This is a genomic window from Brevibacillus humidisoli, assembly GCF_020923435.1.
GTDB classification, from domain to species: Bacteria; Bacillota; Bacilli; order Brevibacillales; family Brevibacillaceae; genus Brevibacillus_E; species Brevibacillus_E humidisoli.
The window spans coordinates 4,764,659-4,781,530 of the sequence record NZ_CP087263.1; the positions used below are offsets into that span (position 1 = coordinate 4,764,659).

The window sequence follows — 16,872 nt, forward strand, 5'->3', positions numbered from 1 at the left end:
GATATAGATGGCACACCTGATCACAATGCCGAAGTTTGGCCTGACGATGACAGAAGGTACGGTCTCCCATTGGTGCAAATCGGTTGGCGAGCGGGTCGAGGCCGGTGAAGTGCTGTACGAAGTGCAGACGGAGAAGATCAGCAACGAGGTGGAAGCTCCCGCCGCAGGCATCTTGCGTCATATCTTTGCCGAAGCAGGAGCTACGCTGGAGGTAGGGGCTCCCTTAGCCGTGATTGCGGCTGAGTCGGAGGACATCAGTCAACTATTGTCTGGTACGCCCGGAATGGAGAACGACGCTGCCGCTCAGCATGCAGCCCCCGCAGCAGCAGAAGGGGCAACAGCAGGCGCTGTGGCAGAGGCAACATCGACTGCTTCGGAGACGCTCGCCACTTCTGGCAGCAGCGATTCATCGCGATCAGCAGAACGGATCTTGCGGGCCACTCCATTCGCCCGGAAACTGGCGCGTGAGCAAGGATTTTCGCTCCAGACCATTGCCGGGACAGGGCCGGCTGGAATTGTGGTTGCCCGAGACGTGCAAGCCCATTCGGAAGCCACACCGTCGATATCGCCGATGGCCCGGAAATGGGCGGAAGAGCACGGGGTGGCTTGGGAGCAGCTTGACGTGAGAGGACGGATCATGCTGCCCGATGTGATTGCAGCTCACTTGGGGGCGGGGTCTGAAACGGATGGCGTCAACGGAAGCAAAGGATATTCCCGGATGGAGGGGATGGCAGCAGGGGTGGATTCAGCCCCTGTGGCCAGCACACCGATGAAGGGGATGCGCAAGGTAATCGCCGAGCGGATGACAGCCAGCTGGCAACAGATTCCCCACGTCACGCTGACCCGAGAAATCGACGTGACTGAACTGCTTGCCGCGATTAAACGACTGCAGCCGGATGCGGCACAGATTGGATTCAAGCTAACCCTCACCCACTTTCTGATCAAGCTGACGGCCGCCGCGCTCGGCCGCCACCCCGAACTGAACGCCTGGTGCGACGGTCAAACGATCACCCCTCACCAAGAGGTAAATATCGGTGTAGCCGTATCGGTACCGGGTGGCTTGCTCGTACCAGTCATTCGACAGGCCAACCGCAAAGATCTCGGCGCCATTGCCCAGACGCTCGGCGATCTAAGCGTTCGTGCCAGAGAGCAGCGGCTGTCAGCGGAGGAGATACAAGGGGGCACTTTCACGATCAGCAACCTGGGTATGATGGGGGTTGACGGTTTTACCCCAATCATCAATCCACCTGAGACCGGCATTCTCGGAGTTGGCCGGGTAGTAGACAAACCGCTTTTCGTCGGCGATCAACTGGAGAAGCGATCCGTCGCCATGTTCTCCCTCTCCTTTGACCATCGGGCGCTGGATGGGGCGGAAGCAGCAGCCTTTTTGCAAACCCTCGATTTCTACATTCAGGAGCCGATGCGGCTGCTCGTGCAAGGAGGGGAAGTGCGATGAGAAGAAGCGTGCTGGTGATTGGCGGTGGACCAGCCGGATATACGGCAGCGATCCGCGCAAGCCAGTTGGGCGCTGATGTGACACTTGTAGAAAAGGGGCTGCTGGGGGGAACTTGTCTTAACTTGGGCTGCATTCCGACGAAGAGTTTGCTCGATTCTTCTCACAACTGGGCGAAAGCAGCGGAACTGTTTTTTTCGGGACATGCAGGCGGACCGGAGCACGAGAAGACAGAAAACCGGCAGTCAGGCGAGATGAGAGCCAGTTATCCGATCCCTTGGCAGGCGATGCTCGATCGGAAAAATGAAGCAGTCCAGCAGCTTCGGGCGGGTGTCGTCGGACTGCTCCAGGCAGGCAAGATCAAGGTAGTGACCGGCACCGCTACGTTCACACCTGATCGGCAAGTGAACGTCCGGGAAGCGAATGGACAGCAGCAGACCCTGTCTGCAGACAGCGTAATCCTTGCTGTTGGAAGCAGGCCGATTTTGCCGCCCATTCCCGGTATGGAGACGGCAGGAGTGGTGACGAGTGATGAGATCCTCTCCTTGCCCAGCCTGCCGGGAAGTCTTGCGATCATCGGCGGTGGTGTGATCGGCCTTGAGTTTGCCACGCTGTTCGCCGAAGTGGGTGTAAAAGTGGCTGTGATCGAAGCCGCTCAACGGGTACTGCCGGGCATGGATGCCGACATCTCGCAGGGATTGAAAGCACACCTGGAACGAAAACAGGTACGGTTTTACACCGGGCGGACAGTGACAGCGGTGGAGAATGCGGCACAGGGAGGGGCTTGTCTGGTTCTCTCCGATGGCCAACGCCTGCAAGCAAATCTGGTGCTTGCGGCAGTCGGGCGGAAAGCCGCCCTGGACGAACTGACGCCGGAAACCGCCGGATTGGCGGTAGAACAGCATAAGATAAAGGTAAACCGTTATCAGCAAACCAATCAACCTGGCATTTATGCGGCTGGTGACTGCTGCAGTCCGATGATGCTGGCTCATGTAGCGATGGCCGAAGCCAGGATAGCGGTCGAACATGCTTTGGGACAGAATCCCCAACCGGTTGCCTACGACCATGTGCCGCAGTGTGTCTACTCACACCCTGAGGCAGCAGCGGTTGGCCTGACCGGTGAAGAGGCGAAGAAGCGAGGTTTCCAGGTGCAGGAAGGGGTTTTCCCCCTTGCGGCGAGTGGAAGAGCGCTAGTCGAAGGGGAGGCTGGCGGATTCCTCAAGATCGTCGCCGACAAGCAGTATGGGCGCGTGCTGGGCGTACATTTGTTGGCCCCTCATGCGACGGAGATGATTTCGGAAGCGGCCCTGGCACTAACATTGGAAGCAACTGTTGACGAACTGCTGCAAACGATTCATCCTCACCCGACGGTTGCGGAGGGACTGTCCGAGGCTGTGCTGACGATGAGCGGACAGGCGATTCATTTGCCGTAGCAGCCAATACGGAGAGGCAGTACGGTTTGAAAAACGATCATTTTTCTATCATGCCTCGGCTCCAGATGACTGGTGTAGACCAGTTGCTGGTGCCGAGGTTTTTTGTGACGATGGATGCGGGCGCGGACCTGACACCCCTACAAGCTACTGCATGAAATTTCCTTGTAGAGGGAAAATAAAGGAACCTGGTTAACGTTAGCAGAGGTGGTACGATGAGCGTCCGACACTCCCATCCCCAAACGACCGAACAGAAACTGCTAGAACATCGAGATCAAGCCGTCTACGGCAGTCTAAAGGAATCGATTCGCTTTATCCTTGATATGTTGGGAGAAAACGACGATTTTGTGATTCGCCGATTTCGCTTGTTCCATCGTTACGATGCTGCTTTGCTCTATATCAGCAATCTAAAGGATGAAGAGGTGATTAGCAGGGACATCCTGAAACCGCTGATGATTCCCTATGCTCATCTCGATCAGCCGACCCAGGAACTAAGCCGCCTGCAGGACGTGATCACTTGTGACGCCCTGTACCATAGTGTCATCGACTGGCAGCGGCAGCTTGTTTCCTTGGTAGACTCAATCCTGCGAGGACGTAAGGTACTGCTGGTCGATGGTTTGACAGAAGCGGCCAGTATCGGCTCCCGTCATGTGGAAAAGCGCTCTATCAACCAACCGGAAACGGAACAGACCGTACGTGGACCACGGGAGGGGTTTATTGAGCAGTTAGGGACCAACATCTCCCTGCTGCGTTACCGGCTGCCGACGGCCGACTTTCGCGTCAAGATGATGGAGATCGGACGGCTGACCAAGTCAAAGGTAGCCGTCTGCTTTATAGAAGGCGTGGCCAATCCCGAACTGGTCGATGAGGTGTTTGATCGCCTGCAGGCGATTCAGATTGACGGGATCCTCGATACGGGTTATTTGGAGCAGTTTATCGAAGAGAATCACTTCTCTCCGTTTCCGCAGGTGCAGAATTCCGAGCGGCCAGATAAAGTGGTGGCCAACCTATTGGAGGGGCGGGTAGCCATTCTGGCGGATGGTTCACCGTTTGCCTTGATTGTTCCGGTTGTGTTTAGTCAATTCTACCAAACCACCGAGGATTATTCGGAACGGTTTATTCTCTCCAGTTTTGTCCGCATAGCACGTGTAGTTGCCCTGGTGTTTTCGCTGATTTTTCCTTCCCTTTATGTGTCGGTCATCTCGTTTAACCCGGAATTGATCCCGACGGAGTTTGCAGTGGCGGTCGCAGGAGGGAGAGCGGGCGTGCCTTTTCCTGCTGTAATGGAAGTGCTGATCATGGAAGTATCGATGGAGGTACTGCGAGAAGCAACCGTTCGCTTGCCGCAGCAGGTAGGCGGGGCCTTGTCGATTGTCGGTGTGCTGGTCGTCGGACAGGCGGCGGTATCGGCTGGATTTGCCAGCCCGATTACGGTGGTTGTGATCGCCTTGACGACGATCGGTTCGTTTGCCACACCTGCCTACAATGTTGCTCTGGCGCTGCGGCTGCTACGCTTTCCGCTGGTATTGCTGTCCGGGATCTTCGGGCTGTACGGACTGATGGTAGGGCTGATCATCATTGGCAACCACATGCTTTCCTTGCGCTCATACGGAGTTCCGTACATGACCCCAATTGCTCCCGGCAATTGGCAGGGAATGAAAGATACAGTCTTTCGCGCCCCCTTTTGGACGATGACCAAACGGCCGCAGCACCTTCAATCCTCCAATCAAAAGCGGCTTGGCGGCCTGGCGTTCAAACTGCGGCAGCCGCCAGGCAATACCTTAGAGCCGGTCAAAACCGGCAATCAAAGGTGGGATGACACGGATGGAATATCCACGCCGGATCACGCTGATGCAAGCAATCGCGATTCTGACTAGCACGATCATCGGGGTTGGCGTGTTGGCCCTGCCCTTGATTGCTGTGCGGGCGGCAGACACGGGAGCACCGTTGGTTACCTTGCTGGGAGTCTGCCTGGCCTTTGCAGGCCTGTGGATCATCACCATACTAGGCATGCGCTTCCCGAACCAATCGATTATCCGGTATAGCGAGCGGATCGTAGGACGGTGGCCAGCCCGTTTGGGCAGTGTGATGATCATTATTTTCTTTATGCTGCTGACTGCCTTAACGGCACGAGAGTTTGGGGCGGTAGTCGTAACGGCGGTGCTCAGGCAAACGCCGTTAGAAGTGACTGTCATCGTGATGCTGCTGTTGGCTGGGCTGCCTACCCGAAACGATATGGGGACATTTGCCAGCATCCACCTCTTCTACTTGCCGTTTTTGCTGGCTCCGGCATTGGTCATCGTGGCTCTCTCCCTCAAAAACGCCAACCTGCTCTATCTGCAGCCGCTCTGGGGCAATGAACCTAGTGGCATGTTGACCGGTGTGGCCACCGTAGCGGCGTTGTTTCAGGGAGCTTTTATCATGTCCATTGTGATACCGTCCATGATAGAGCCTCGAAAAGCAATGAAGGCCAGTATCTGGGGGATCATGATTGCCGGCGGTCTGTATCTGGTGACAGTGATCGCCACGGTAGCCGTGTTCGGCCCCGAAGAAATAAAAGAACTGCTCTGGCCGACACTGGAACTGGCCAGGACTACCTCGTTGCCGGCCAATGTGCTGGAGCGGCTGGATATCGTCTTTCTGTTTGTCTGGGTAACGGCCGTATTTACCACGCTTTATTCCAGCTACCAGCTTACCGTTCACGCGATGAGTGAATTGTTTCGCCTGCGCGATCACAAACTGTTCTCTCTGTTCCTTTTGCCGTTTATCTTCATCATTGCGCTGCTGCCGCAAAATACCCTGCAGCTGTACCAATTGATCGGCACGGTCGGCCGATTCGGTCTCTATATCACCATTGTCTATCCCGCACTATTGCTGCTCATGGCAGTCGTCCGCGGGAAAAGGGGGGACCGGAGTGCGGCCAATAAAGCCGGCAACATTTCGTAATCTGCTGATCCTCTGCTGTCTGATCACCACCTTGTTGAGTGGTTGTTGGGATCGCCAGGAGATTGAAGAGCGGGCCAATGTGCTTGGCGTAGCGATCGACCTGATTGACGAACGAGCGGAGAAAAGGGAGCCAAGCGTCTCTCACTTTAATGGCGGATTTCCGGAACCCGAAAGGCGAATGCTGCAACTGACGGCTCAGATCGCGGTACCGGGCCGCATACCACTCGGACCGGAAGCCGGGGGTGGCGCGCCACAGCAAAAGCCGGTCTGGGTACTAAGTGTTGTCGGCCACACCATTGACGATGCCATGATGAATCTGCAGCAGCAGTTGGCCGATCGGCTCTTTTTAGGGCATCTGCGGGTGATTATCATCAGTGAAGAGCTGGCCAGAAAAGGAATCAGGGAGTTGAACGACTATTTACGCCGTAATCCGGAAGTACGGCGAACGGCATGGATGTTGGTTGCCAATGGAAGAGCCGCCGCCGCAATGGAAGCTTCGCCGGAGTTGGAACGAGTGCCCACCCTCTATCTGACTGCGACGATGAATCAGGCAGTAGGACTAGGCAAGTTCCCCAACGACTTTTTGGGGATTTTTTGGACTGCGCTGTCCAGCAAGGGAATGGATCCGTATCTGCCTTACATCAAGGTGTTAAAAAAGGACAACATTTTGATCGCAGGACTTGCCTACTTCCGGGGAGATCAGATGGTCGGAGTAGCAGAGCCGATGGAGATCGGCTTTTTTATGGCGGTGAAAGGATTTGAACAGGGTGGGTATGGCGGATTTACCCCTGTTCCGGGTAAAGAGGGGTCGGTACTGCTACGGGCAACGAGGCGCCACACGAAGGTTAATGTTAATCTGAAGGGCGGACAACCCCATTTTGCGGTTAAGGTTCATTACGAACTGGAAGTGGATGAAAAGACGAGTACCCGATTCTCGCTCAACAAGCCGGAGCTGCTGCGCAAGATCGAGAGGGAAGCGGCTCAGGGAGCAAAACTAACGATTGAGAAACTGATCAAAAAAACAAAACAAAAAGGATCGGATATCTTTGGGTTTGGTGAGTACGTAAGGGCCAAGCTGCCCGGCTATTGGAACCGGCACATTGGTACAACGGAGAAATGGAGGCAGATGTATAAAGATGTCCCTGTTGATGTTAAGGTCATGGTTCACATTCGTCGGATCGGAATGAAGGGCCGCTAAGGATGCAGGGAGGGATGAGCGATGCCCAACATTGGCTTTGTCTACTATGCTGTGTTTCTGTTTCTGCTCACGGGGTGGCTGCTGCTGCGGTATGACCAGAAGCTGTACCAGATGGCCAACATGAACAGGGAAAGAAAAGCAGCCCGACTGGCGGGCTGGCTAAACATTTGGCTAGCTGTTGCCAGCAGCGCTGCCAACTGGCTGTTTCAGCGGTTTTTCCAGTAGAGCGAGACAGTAGTAAACACATACTGTCAGTCAAGACACTAGCTGTACTGCCGCTTGGACCGGAGTCGACCGAACAACGGCTCCCACGTGACAGCAATCAGCGCTCCGACGGATGTATTGGTGATCATATTGGCTACCGCAGGCACCGCGGCGATCGGACTGATATGATGCATCGCCAGCAGGGCTGCCAAGGCCGTATTGCAAATGCCGAACTCATAGGATAGGGCCCGCCGCTCAGCTTCTTCCGCCCGCAGACCTGCGCCGAACAGGTAGCCAAACAACATCGGCAGCGTCACCTGCAGGAAGACGCACAGGAACAGCAGCGGCAGGAGAGAAAGGTAGGTTTGCAGCATCGCCTGAGCCCCGGAGACGACAGCCAGGTTGATGATCAATACAGCAACGGTTGACAAAAGCGGGATGACCTGGCGCACCTGTGTCAGATGCTTTTCCCACTTCCACTGCACCAGCAGGCCAAGTGCGATCGGCAGCAGAACCACATAAACCATCTGCATAAACACCGGAAAGAACTGGACAGGTACGACACTGCCGACTGTCTTTTCCATAATGATCGGGGTCAAAAATGGGCCGATCAGCGTGTCAATCGCCGACATGGTGATGCTGAGCGCCAGAGCCCCACCAGCCATATACGTATACAAGTTGGCCGTCGTGCCGCTGGGAACCGCCCCTGCCAGTACAACTCCAGCCAACAGAGCGGGATTGTCAGGGAAAAACAGCACGGCCAGCAGGACGGAGATACCGAGCGTGACGGTCCACTTTCCGCCTACGCCCAACAGGGCCACCTTAGGACGAGTGATCACCCGGCGGAGGCTTTCTCGCGAGAGGGTCAGCCCCATCGTAAACAAGATAAAAGCAAGCGAGGGAGCCGTCCAACTGTGCAGGAACGAAAACACATGCGGTTGTTGATACGCCAGAATGGAAGCGCAGATAATCCAGAACGGCAGCAGTTTGGTTGCAATCATCGTGATTCGTGCCAGCATACTCCAACATCTCCCTCTCAACTTGGATCATAGAGGCGGCGATACGGGCTGCGGACTCGCCAGGCTGCTGCAGTGATCGCACTCTACTTGACCGTCCAACCTCCACATACGTTCAACGTCTGTCCGGTGATATAGGCGGCAGCGTCTGAGGCAAGAAAAGCGACCGCCTGCGCCACATCAGTCGGAGAGCCCAGTCTGTCCAGCGGTATGTCACCGGTAAACTGCTTGAGAGCAGCCTGGGAACCATTACCGGATGAAGCGGCCATCTGATCGGCCATGCGGGACAGCAGCTCCGTCTCCGTGGCACCGGGACAGACGGCATTGACACGGATCCGGCGCGGAGCCAGCACGATGGAGGCCGTTTTGGTTACACTGACGACGCCGGCTTTGGAAGCGGCATAGGCGACGGCCAGCGGTCGCGGACTGTTGGCGGCAACAGAGGCAATGTTGACGATCGCTCCCCCGTCGCAGAGGTGTGGTGCGACCGCCTGCATCATAAAAAAGACGGCCTTCAGGTTGATATTCATCACCAGATCCCAATCAGAGCTGGTTAGCTGATCCATCGGCTTGAGCGGATTGATCCCGGCATTGTTCACGAGCAGATGGAGTCGACCCACGGTCTGCACGATTTTGTCCACCGTAGGATGGATGGCATCGGTGTCAGACAGGTCAATCTCCTGAGTATGAACTTGGTATCCGCGTTGTTTCAAATGTTCAGCGGCTTCGGCTAACCGTTGCGCTTGGCGGTCGAGCAGGACAAGCTGATAGCCGGCTGCTCCCAGCTCTTCTGCGATTGCAAAGCCCACCCCCTGGGCAGCGCCGGTCACTACAGCCGTTTTCTGTTTTGCTTCCTCCATGTGGACTCCCTCCTTCAACTCTCTATTCTGTCAGTATGAGACGTTTGGGACGATCCGTCCAGAACCACTTTGAGAAATGGTATCACAGTTGGTTTCTTTTCCAACTGATTGGCTATTTGGTTTAGGTGTCGACGGACCGAATCGGGCGATCAGGTTAGAAATGCGAAAGCGGTGCATGCGATTAAGGCATACGTGATGACTTCCAATAGAAAGATTATAATGGAAGCTAGGGAATCGATATCACGAATCGCTAAGTAACAGGGAAAACGAATGCCAGTGAAAAAAGAGACGTTCAAAACACGTTCAGGGAGATAACGCTGATGAAAGACAGTAGACGCATTGTACTATACCTGCTGATTTTCTTATTTCTCTTTCCGATCCTTTACTTTTTGGCTTATTACATGGGGCGAGTTAGTTTTGAAATATCAACAGGTACCTATATCGATAGACCAACCCAAACAAGGCTTGTTTCCTTTTTAGTCATCGGGACACAGAAAGGCTGGAGTAAACTTGTACTCCAGCCTTTTCCTATCCTCACATGCCTACAGCTCAAATCGTTTCATCACATCTTCCAGCTCATTGGCCATCTGGTTCAACGTGCTGACGGAAGAGGAAATTTCCTCGATAAACGCAAGCTGCTGCTGCGTAGTCGCGGCGACGCTTTGCGTATTGTCGGAGGACTCTTGGGCAATGCGTGCCAACTCATCCACTGTTGCTGCCACTTCTTCGGAACTAGCCGAGATTTCTTCGGTGACGGCAGAGACTTCGGCAATCTGGTCGGCCACGTGCTGAGTAGCAACGAGGATTTTTTCGAAAGCCTGTCCGGCTTCGTTGACGATCTCGATGCCGAGCTGCACTTCCTGTGTTCCTTTGTCCATCGTGTCTACGGCACGGTTGGTTCCAGACTGAATCTCTTCGATGATCTTGGTGATTTGTTGCGCTGATCCGGCTGTTTGTTCCGCCAGTTTTCTCACCTCATTGGCTACGACGGCAAACCCTTTGCCGTGTTCACCGGCCCGCGCCGCCTCAATCGTGGCGTTGAGGGCCAACAGGTTGGTCTGGGAGGCAATGTCGGTAATCGTGTTGACGATTTTGCCGATGTTGCGGGAGTGTTCAGCCAACACTTTGACGGCTGAGGCTGATTCTCCGACGGAACTTTCGATTGTGTTCATCTGGTTGATCGCCTTCTGGATCGAGACGTTTCCTTGTTCTGCTTCCTTGGCCGTATCCTGCGATGACTCCGATACAACCTGCGCTGTTTCGGTAATCCGCTGGATCCCCAGGACCATCTCATTGATCCCCAGTTTGCTTTCTTCCACGCTTTTTACTTGTACTTCCGCACCGCTTGCCACTTCTTCAATCATGGTGGCAATCTGGTTGACAGCCGTTTTGGTTTGCTCCGCACTGGACATCAGCTCATTGGACGATGTGGTTACCTTTCCGCTGGACTGCTGAACCTGGCGGATCAATACGCGAATATTATCGGACATCTGGTTGAACGCTTCGCCAAGAATCCCCAACTCATCTCTGCGGTTGATCTGTATCTGCTGCTGCAGCCTGCCCTGCGCGATTTCCTGAGCGGCGTGTACGACCAATCCCAATGGTTTGACGATGGAGCGGGCCATGGCTTGACCGATGATGATCGAGAGAAGGATCGCCAGCGCGACTAGCCCAATCTGAATGTAGAAGATGTTTTGCTGCAGGTTATGGGTCTCGGTATAACTGGAACGGGCCAATTCGTTGTTTAAGGCGACCGTCTCTTGCAGGTACTCGGTTAGTACGCCGATCTTTACCGCCAGTTTGGTGTTAAAGGTGCTGATCGCCAACCCCATTCCATCACTGGAACCGACTGCCTGGTCTCCTTTGCGGATCCATTCCAGAATCCCGTCCAGATCAGAGGAATATCCATTCCAGATCACCAAAAAGGTCTCCAGATCACCGCTGTCAATCCCGTAACGGGCCTGGTTTTCCTTTAGCTTGGCGATTTGATCACTCACTTTTGCCTTTAGTTCCGAGATGAGATCAGCCTGCTCTTCCGCCTTTGCATACTTGGATAGGAGGGCCGAGGCCATCATGGAGTTTAGTTTCTCGAAGTCGGTGGAGAGAGTGAGCAGATCGGCCACAGACTGCAAACGGTCTTCATACAAGCTTTGGGTGGCAGCAGCGATTTGCTGCTGGGCATAGATCGCCACCCCGCCTACGGCTAACATAAAGACAAGAATGAGTACGTATGAGGTATATAGCTTGTATATTAACTTACCGTTTCGCTTTTTCGGCTGCCGGCTGCCGTTCTGCTGTTGGTCGTCTGTCTTCGGTTTTTTCCTGGCAAACAGGGATGAAAAGAACTGTTTCAACGGTTTTGGAAAGCTAGGCAGTTTTGACGGTTTCCTCAGCTTTGGCAGTTTCGACAATTTCAACCGCGAGAGTACCGCACGTAATCTGTTTTTCATCTGTCTACTCCTTTCTGACTGCAAGACAAGTTCGTTCGTTTGATGCATTGCTGTCACCCATGTGCAGGACGGGATTCCTATATGTAATGTTCTTACTCCGATCATCCGGATGTCCAGAGCCAATCGGAAAAAGTGGCTGAAGGCAGGTCCAACCTGATCTCTTTTTTCTTTTCCCATTTTAGTGTGGGAATAAACACCAGAACAGGTGCATAGTAAAAAAGTTATGGTTTTTTTGTTGAAACCCATCAGGGTCGTCATGCGTCTAATAATAGTGGCCGTTATCAGCCGTTATCAATAGAGACACAGGAGGAGAAACGATGTACAGAAGAGCTTTGTTATGCGCCGTACTGCTTATCTTCACCAGTGCAGTCCCGGTGTTTGCCTATGATGTTGACCTTCGTCCGTTTTCGGATGTCAACCAAACGGACTGGGCCAAAGACTCCATCTACACATTAGCTGCCTTGGGACATGTGGCAGGCTATCCGGACAAAACCTTCCGGCCTGATCAACAGGTGTCCCGAGAAGCTTTTGTGAAGATGCTGGTCGCAGCGACCAAGCTGCCGGAGACAGGGGGAGGGTCTGCGCCGAACTGGACGGACGTAGATACGACTCGTTGGTCTTACCCTTATTTTGTGACTGCTGCCCGCCACGGACTGTTGGCATCGCTTGGGGAGGGGCAGCATCTCTCTCCGGAGGTGGCCATCACACGGGAAGAAGTGGCGGCATTGGTCGGGATGTACTTGCTTAACCAGACCTCCGCCGAACAGAAGAATCAGTGGCTTGCCTCTGGCTGGCGTGCTGTGCAGCAGACACATGCCTTTGGAGATCAGGCCCAGATCAGCGAAGGGCTGGCCCCATACCTGTACTACACGGCAAGCAAGTCCGTGATGCAGGGAGATCGTTCGGGTACATTTCGCCCACAAGATTCGCTGTCGCGACGAGAAGCGGCGGCAATCCTCCATCGTTTAACCGATCTGCAAGCACAGCAGACGCCAACGGAACTGCTTGGTTTTTATGCGATTTCCTCCTACGCCAATCTAGACAAAACCAGTTACCTGGACAGGATGGCATTTGGATGGGCAGAGCTGGACTACAGCGGGAGCGGACAGGCCAACTTGAGGGTCGATCAAGGCACATGGAAGATTCCCGAAGGATGGCAGGAGGTAGTGAATACAGCGGAACAGCACCAGGTGCAAAAAGAGCTGATGGTCTTTGCCAACAAACCCAATCTAGTCTCGTTTCTCCAGGATGAACCGGCTCGCACTTCATTTGTCGAGTCCTTGGCGGGGGTGCTGGCCGACGAACGCTTCGGGTTTACGGGCGTCTGCATCGACTTTGAAGGATTAAAGACGGCTGACAGCAGGGCATCCTTCGCCAGCTTTCTGCAGCAGGTGAAGGGAGCGATCGGGGAGAAAAGCCTGACGGTGGCTGTTCCCCCAACAATCTACTACCAGGGCTACGATCTGCAAGCCATTGGGCAAGCGGCTGACACGGTCGTTCTGATGGCCTACGATTATACCGATCAGGCCAGCGGACTCCCCTCTGCACCGCTACCGCTGGTAAACGACACGGTGACAGAAGCACTCCGGGTCATCCCGAAAGAAAAGCTGCTGCTGGGTATCTCCAAGCAGGCCAATCAATGGGTAACCACAGGAGAAGGTGTTCAATACTATCAACCGGCTATCGATAAAGTGGAGGAACGACTGAAGCAGTCAGAAACCGAGATGGTTTTCTCTGTTCCCTACTTCCTGCAGCAGATCAGCTTTGCGGATGAGCGGGGAGAGCACCAGATCTGGTACGAAGATGAGCAGAGCATTGAGAAAAAGATTTGGCTGGCCAAGTATCACGGTCTGCGGGGCGTTGCCCTGTGGCACATGGGCAGTTTTACGTCTGATGATTGGCAGGTCATCGGGAAGCAGTAGTGAACCTTCTGATCGTTTCCAGAATCGTTGGACGCTCACGTGTTTGGCGAGTGTGAGAACGATGTTGTCGTGATCTCGATTGCGCACTAGAATAGAACATCTGGCTAAACCGCCCTGCACATGAGGTGTTTTGATTTGCCTCATTATTCCGGGGTGTTTACCAACGAATGTGGGTTTCAGGTATCTGCCACGGATTGACAATGGGTTGCCTAACGTAATAAAATGTTTTTACGTAACAAATCACATGTATGATTGAGGTGTCTTTGGTGAAGGAACAAATCGCGGAAACGTACTTTGTAGAATCGGCAGAACAGGCGATGACTCTGCTGCACCCGCTGCGAGCGGAGATGTTGTCCCGGCTGACGGAACCGGCTTCCGCTACAGAACTGGCGCGTGGTCTCAACGAAACACCGCAGCGAATCAACTATCATCTAAAGACACTGGAAAAGGTAGGGCTGGCCCGACGGGTGGGGACGCGACAGGTGAGAAACCTGGTGGAGGTGCTGTATCAGGCGATTGCTAGGACATTTGTGTTGTCGGAATCGCTCGGTCTCGCTCCGGAGATGATGCAGCGGCTGAAAGACCAGAGCGCTCTCTCGCATCTGGTAGCTGCTTCTGAGCGGATCAAACGTGACGCTTTATTGCTGTTGGAACGCTCGGAGCAGCAGGAAGAGGTACCAAGTGCAACGCTTCACACCAAGGTGCACCTGCCTGATCACGATGCGCGGCAGGCCTTTGTCGAGGAGTACGTCAGTCTGGTTAAGCAATTAGCGGAGAAGTACCAAGCGAGCGGCGCGGATTCGGAGCCCTATAGTGTCGTCCTCGCCGTTTACCCAGAACCGAGAAAAGGAGCGGATCAATCATGAGGAAGCCTGCTGAAGAAAGCAGCCGCAAACCTGCCCCGACCATCGTATGGGAGCGAACATCCAACGTGTCTGCTGATCCTGAATCGATGCGAAAACCGGCTGACGGAGTGGTGATCCCTCTGCAGCCGCGTCGGCAGGAAGACAGTCGCACGCTGGAAGAGACGGTGACAGAGTGGACAGTCGTAAAAAGAGAGGACGGAGCCAGTGTCAAGGTGACGATGGTCTCGTCTGGATTTGGCCGGGTGGTGCGTACGCCATCCTCTACCAGTCCACGGTGTCGTGCTGCCTGATCTCAAGTGTAGTGATTTTTGAAAACAGGTGTATGAGGAGGTTGGAGTAGAGTGAATCTGGTACCGGTAGTTGTCGAGCAGACCAATCGTGGCGAACGTTCGTATGATATTTATTCCCGTCTGTTAAAAGATCGGATCATCTTTATCGGCTCTGCCATTGATGACAATGTGGCCAATTCGGTAGTGGCCCAACTGCTGTTCCTGACTGCGGAAGACCCTGAAAAAGATATTAACCTCTATATCAACTCACCGGGCGGCTCTACCACGGCCGGGATGGCGATCTACGATACGATGCAGTTTATCAAACCGGATGTCTCTACGATCTGTATTGGTATGGCGGCATCAATGGGAGCGGTTCTTTTGGTAGCAGGTGCAAAAGGAAAACGATACGCGCTGCCCAATTCGGAAATCATGATTCACCAGCCGTGGGGCGGGGCACAGGGGCAGGCATCCGATCTCAAGATTCAGGCTGAACGGATTTTAAAGACCCGCGACATGCTGGCAGGAATCATTGCCGAGAGAAGTGGTCAGCCGAAGGAAAAAGTGGAGCGGGATATGGATCGCGACTTCTTTATGACAGCAGAGGAAGCCAAAACATACGGATTGATCGACAAAGTGATCGAGCAGTCTCCGCAGCAGGGATAAGCGGGGGGTCAAGAGAGGCCATGCCATTGTACGGCATGGCGCTCAGTCTGTAGGCAAAGGGGACCGGTGCGGGGGAGAGCAGCTCTTTTCCTCCAGTCGCTCCGTTGCCAACCTGCTAGGAAGCGGGATTGTCCGCTGCGCCAGTCCGAAGCGGGCGGGCGCAAAAGTAGCGCCGCTACGAAGAAGCATCTCAGGGTTGCGCCCGAAAGCCCCCGCTTCGGACTGACTCCGCTAGGCTGGTTGGCAAAAGTCGCTCCTTCCCGGAAAAGAGCTACTCTCCGCCTCTACGGAAGCGCTTGTCTACACACCTAAGGCCATGCCATTGTACGGCATGGCCTCTCTATTTATGAGCAAATCCCTCTTAGTAGTCGGCCCTGCGCCAGACTGAGTTGGAAAATGTAACTCCTGCAGCCTACAATAAAAGAAAAGAGGTGGGGGTTAATGGTGATGAATTGCTTTTACACGAGGTTTTGTGAGCGGTTTTCCCTGCAGGTGCCCATCATCCAGGCTGGCATGGCCGGGGGAATCGTGTCCTCCGAACTGGTGGCTGCCGTATCGGAAGCAGGAGGTCTCGGTACTTTGGCCGGCGCTTACGTCAAGCCGGATGATTTGCGTCGGTCGATTCGGCGTGTGAAGGAACTGACGAAGCAGCCTTTTAGCGTCAATCTGCTATTGTACGAGGAGCCGGGGGCGTATGCGGTGACGCCGGAACTGGTTGATTGGCTCAACGGGATTCGCTCCGAACTCGGGTTGGCGCCCTGGGATGGAGAGATACCGGGCAGTACGGATGAAGTAGATGAATGTTTTTCCGTGATCCTTGAAGAAAAAGTGCCGGTGTTCAGTGTTGCATTCGCTCTGCCTGGAAAGTACGGATCGGCGGCCAAAGCAGCCGGGATGAAACTGATTGGCATGGCGACGACACTGGACGAAGCAAAAGCCTTGCATGCGGCAGGCGTGGATGCGATCGTTGCCCAGGGAGGCGAGGCTGGCGGGCATCGCGGCACGTTTTCGGTAGAGGGAAAGCCAGCAGGAGAGAGCGTCGGGACGATGGCGCTCGTGCCGCTGCTCGTTGATGCGCTGCCGGACACACCTATCGTTGCGGCAGGCGGAATCATGGATGGCCGCGGTTTGGCAGCCGCCCTTTCGCTGGGAGCAGATGCCATACAGGTCGGCACCCGTTTTTTGACCTGTCGGGAGAGTACAGCCCACGTCGCTTATAAGGAGCGGCTGCTTACGGCCAAGGAAACAGATCCGCAGATTACACGCGCCTTCTCCGGTCGTCCCGCGCGGGGAATTGCCAACCGGATCATGCACCGGTTTGCAGAGAGTGGAATCACCGCTCTGCCGTATCCGGTGCAGAACAGTTTGACACGTGAGATCCGTGCCGCTGCCGCTCGTCGTAATGATGCAGAGTATATGTCCTTGTGGGCCGGGCAGGGGGTTGCCATGGTGAAGGAAGCAGGTCAATCGGCGGCCGAGATTGTAGAGATGTACATGGCGCAGGCAGAAGAAGTGGTCAAGCGCTGGAGGTAGGTTGGAGTTTTCGAAAAGAGAGCGAGGCTCAGCCAAAAGAGCATGACTCCGGCAAGAGA

At 54.6% G+C, this 16,872-nt stretch carries 14 protein-coding genes; 11 read left to right on the forward strand and 3 right to left on the reverse strand.

Annotated features, from left to right (window positions below; translation table 11 throughout):
- Window positions 1-7 precede the first annotated feature (7 nt).
- From LOK74_RS23250 to LOK74_RS23275, 6 genes are all read left to right on the forward strand, one after another.
- Entirely contained in the window at window positions 8-1,456 is a 1,449-nt protein-coding gene (locus tag LOK74_RS23250; RefSeq protein ID WP_230044373.1) for a dihydrolipoamide acetyltransferase family protein, read from the forward strand.
- Complete coding sequence (lpdA, locus tag LOK74_RS23255) at window positions 1,453-2,886, forward strand: dihydrolipoyl dehydrogenase (protein WP_230044374.1); 1,434 nt, start codon at window positions 1,453-1,455, stop codon at window positions 2,884-2,886. The genes LOK74_RS23250 and lpdA overlap by 4 nt, the downstream gene beginning before the upstream one ends.
- Window positions 2,887-3,098: 212 nt before the next feature.
- Entirely contained in the window at window positions 3,099-4,760 is a 1,662-nt protein-coding gene (locus LOK74_RS23260; protein ID WP_230044375.1) for a spore germination protein, read from the forward strand.
- The gene (locus LOK74_RS23265; RefSeq protein ID WP_230044376.1) at window positions 4,708-5,829 is read left to right on the forward strand and encodes a GerAB/ArcD/ProY family transporter; all 1,122 of its coding nucleotides are present in this window, start codon (window positions 4,708-4,710) and stop codon (window positions 5,827-5,829) included. The genes LOK74_RS23260 and LOK74_RS23265 overlap by 53 nt, the downstream gene beginning before the upstream one ends.
- The gene (locus LOK74_RS23270; protein ID WP_230044377.1) at window positions 5,798-7,027 is read left to right on the forward strand and encodes a Ger(x)C family spore germination protein; all 1,230 of its coding nucleotides are present in this window, start codon (window positions 5,798-5,800) and stop codon (window positions 7,025-7,027) included. Before LOK74_RS23265 ends, LOK74_RS23270 begins: the two co-directional genes overlap by 32 nt.
- 21 nt (window positions 7,028-7,048) lie before the next feature.
- Window positions 7,049-7,252, forward strand: a complete 204-nt coding sequence (locus tag LOK74_RS23275) for a CLC_0170 family protein (RefSeq protein ID WP_230044378.1) — start codon at window positions 7,049-7,051, stop codon at window positions 7,250-7,252.
- A 38-nt stretch (window positions 7,253-7,290) separates the two neighbouring features.
- Here LOK74_RS23275 and LOK74_RS23280 read toward each other — a convergent pair whose 3' ends face one another.
- The 3 genes from LOK74_RS23280 to LOK74_RS23290 all read right to left on the reverse strand — a co-directional run bounded on the left by LOK74_RS23280 (window position 7,291) and on the right by LOK74_RS23290 (window position 11,557).
- Complete coding sequence (locus LOK74_RS23280) at window positions 7,291-8,250, reverse strand: bile acid:sodium symporter family protein (protein ID WP_230044379.1); 960 nt, start codon at window positions 8,248-8,250, stop codon at window positions 7,291-7,293.
- A gap of 83 nt (window positions 8,251-8,333) precedes the next feature.
- Window positions 8,334-9,107 (reverse strand): SDR family NAD(P)-dependent oxidoreductase, encoded by a 774-nt coding sequence (locus tag LOK74_RS23285; protein WP_230044380.1) that lies wholly within the window; start codon window positions 9,105-9,107, stop codon window positions 8,334-8,336.
- A 542-nt stretch (window positions 9,108-9,649) separates the two neighbouring features.
- Entirely contained in the window at window positions 9,650-11,557 is a 1,908-nt protein-coding gene (locus LOK74_RS23290) for a methyl-accepting chemotaxis protein (protein ID WP_230044381.1), read from the reverse strand.
- A 317-nt stretch (window positions 11,558-11,874) separates the two neighbouring features.
- Here LOK74_RS23290 and LOK74_RS23295 point away from each other — a divergent pair, with 317 nt between their 5' ends.
- The 5 genes from LOK74_RS23295 to LOK74_RS23315 all read left to right on the forward strand — a co-directional run bounded on the left by LOK74_RS23295 (window position 11,875) and on the right by LOK74_RS23315 (window position 16,813).
- Complete coding sequence (locus tag LOK74_RS23295; protein ID WP_230044382.1) at window positions 11,875-13,479, forward strand: glycosyl hydrolase family 18 protein; 1,605 nt, start codon at window positions 11,875-11,877, stop codon at window positions 13,477-13,479.
- A gap of 266 nt (window positions 13,480-13,745) precedes the next feature.
- Window positions 13,746-14,345, forward strand: coding sequence for a winged helix-turn-helix domain-containing protein (locus LOK74_RS23300; protein ID WP_230044383.1), 600 nt, complete (start codon window positions 13,746-13,748; stop codon window positions 14,343-14,345).
- Window positions 14,342-14,635, forward strand: coding sequence for a hypothetical protein (locus LOK74_RS23305; RefSeq protein ID WP_230044384.1), 294 nt, complete (start codon window positions 14,342-14,344; stop codon window positions 14,633-14,635). Before LOK74_RS23300 ends, LOK74_RS23305 begins: the two co-directional genes overlap by 4 nt.
- Window positions 14,636-14,686: 51 nt before the next feature.
- Window positions 14,687-15,280, forward strand: coding sequence for an ATP-dependent Clp endopeptidase proteolytic subunit ClpP (clpP, locus tag LOK74_RS23310; RefSeq protein WP_277613411.1), 594 nt, complete (start codon window positions 14,687-14,689; stop codon window positions 15,278-15,280).
- Between the two features lie 447 nt (window positions 15,281-15,727).
- Window positions 15,728-16,813 carry an NAD(P)H-dependent flavin oxidoreductase gene (locus LOK74_RS23315; protein WP_230044385.1) on the forward strand — a complete coding sequence of 362 codons (1,086 nt, stop codon included), beginning with the start codon at window positions 15,728-15,730 and terminating at the stop codon, window positions 16,811-16,813.
- Window positions 16,814-16,872 lie beyond the last annotated feature (59 nt).

What these genes read in the sequence shown, in the direction of transcription:
- LOK74_RS23285 (WP_230044380.1), bottom strand. Translation starts at nt 9,107, where the DNA reads ATGGAGGAAGCAAAACAGAAAACGGCTGTAGTGACCGGCGCTGCCCAG.
- LOK74_RS23290 (WP_230044381.1), bottom strand. Translation starts at nt 11,557, where the DNA reads ATGAAAAACAGATTACGTGCGGTACTCTCGCGGTTGAAATTGTCGAAA.
- LOK74_RS23275 (WP_230044378.1), top strand. Translation starts at nt 7,049, where the DNA reads ATGCCCAACATTGGCTTTGTCTACTATGCTGTGTTTCTGTTTCTGCTC.
- LOK74_RS23305 (WP_230044384.1), top strand. Translation starts at nt 14,342, where the DNA reads ATGAGGAAGCCTGCTGAAGAAAGCAGCCGCAAACCTGCCCCGACCATC.
- LOK74_RS23295 (WP_230044382.1), top strand. Translation starts at nt 11,875, where the DNA reads ATGTACAGAAGAGCTTTGTTATGCGCCGTACTGCTTATCTTCACCAGT.
- lpdA (WP_230044374.1), top strand. Translation starts at nt 1,453, where the DNA reads ATGAGAAGAAGCGTGCTGGTGATTGGCGGTGGACCAGCCGGATATACG.
- LOK74_RS23315 (WP_230044385.1), top strand. Translation starts at nt 15,728, where the DNA reads ATGAATTGCTTTTACACGAGGTTTTGTGAGCGGTTTTCCCTGCAGGTG.
- LOK74_RS23265 (WP_230044376.1), top strand. Translation starts at nt 4,708, where the DNA reads ATGGAATATCCACGCCGGATCACGCTGATGCAAGCAATCGCGATTCTG.
- LOK74_RS23280 (WP_230044379.1), bottom strand. Translation starts at nt 8,250, where the DNA reads ATGCTGGCACGAATCACGATGATTGCAACCAAACTGCTGCCGTTCTGG.
- LOK74_RS23250 (WP_230044373.1), top strand. Translation starts at nt 8, where the DNA reads ATGGCACACCTGATCACAATGCCGAAGTTTGGCCTGACGATGACAGAA.
- LOK74_RS23260 (WP_230044375.1), top strand. Translation starts at nt 3,099, where the DNA reads ATGAGCGTCCGACACTCCCATCCCCAAACGACCGAACAGAAACTGCTA.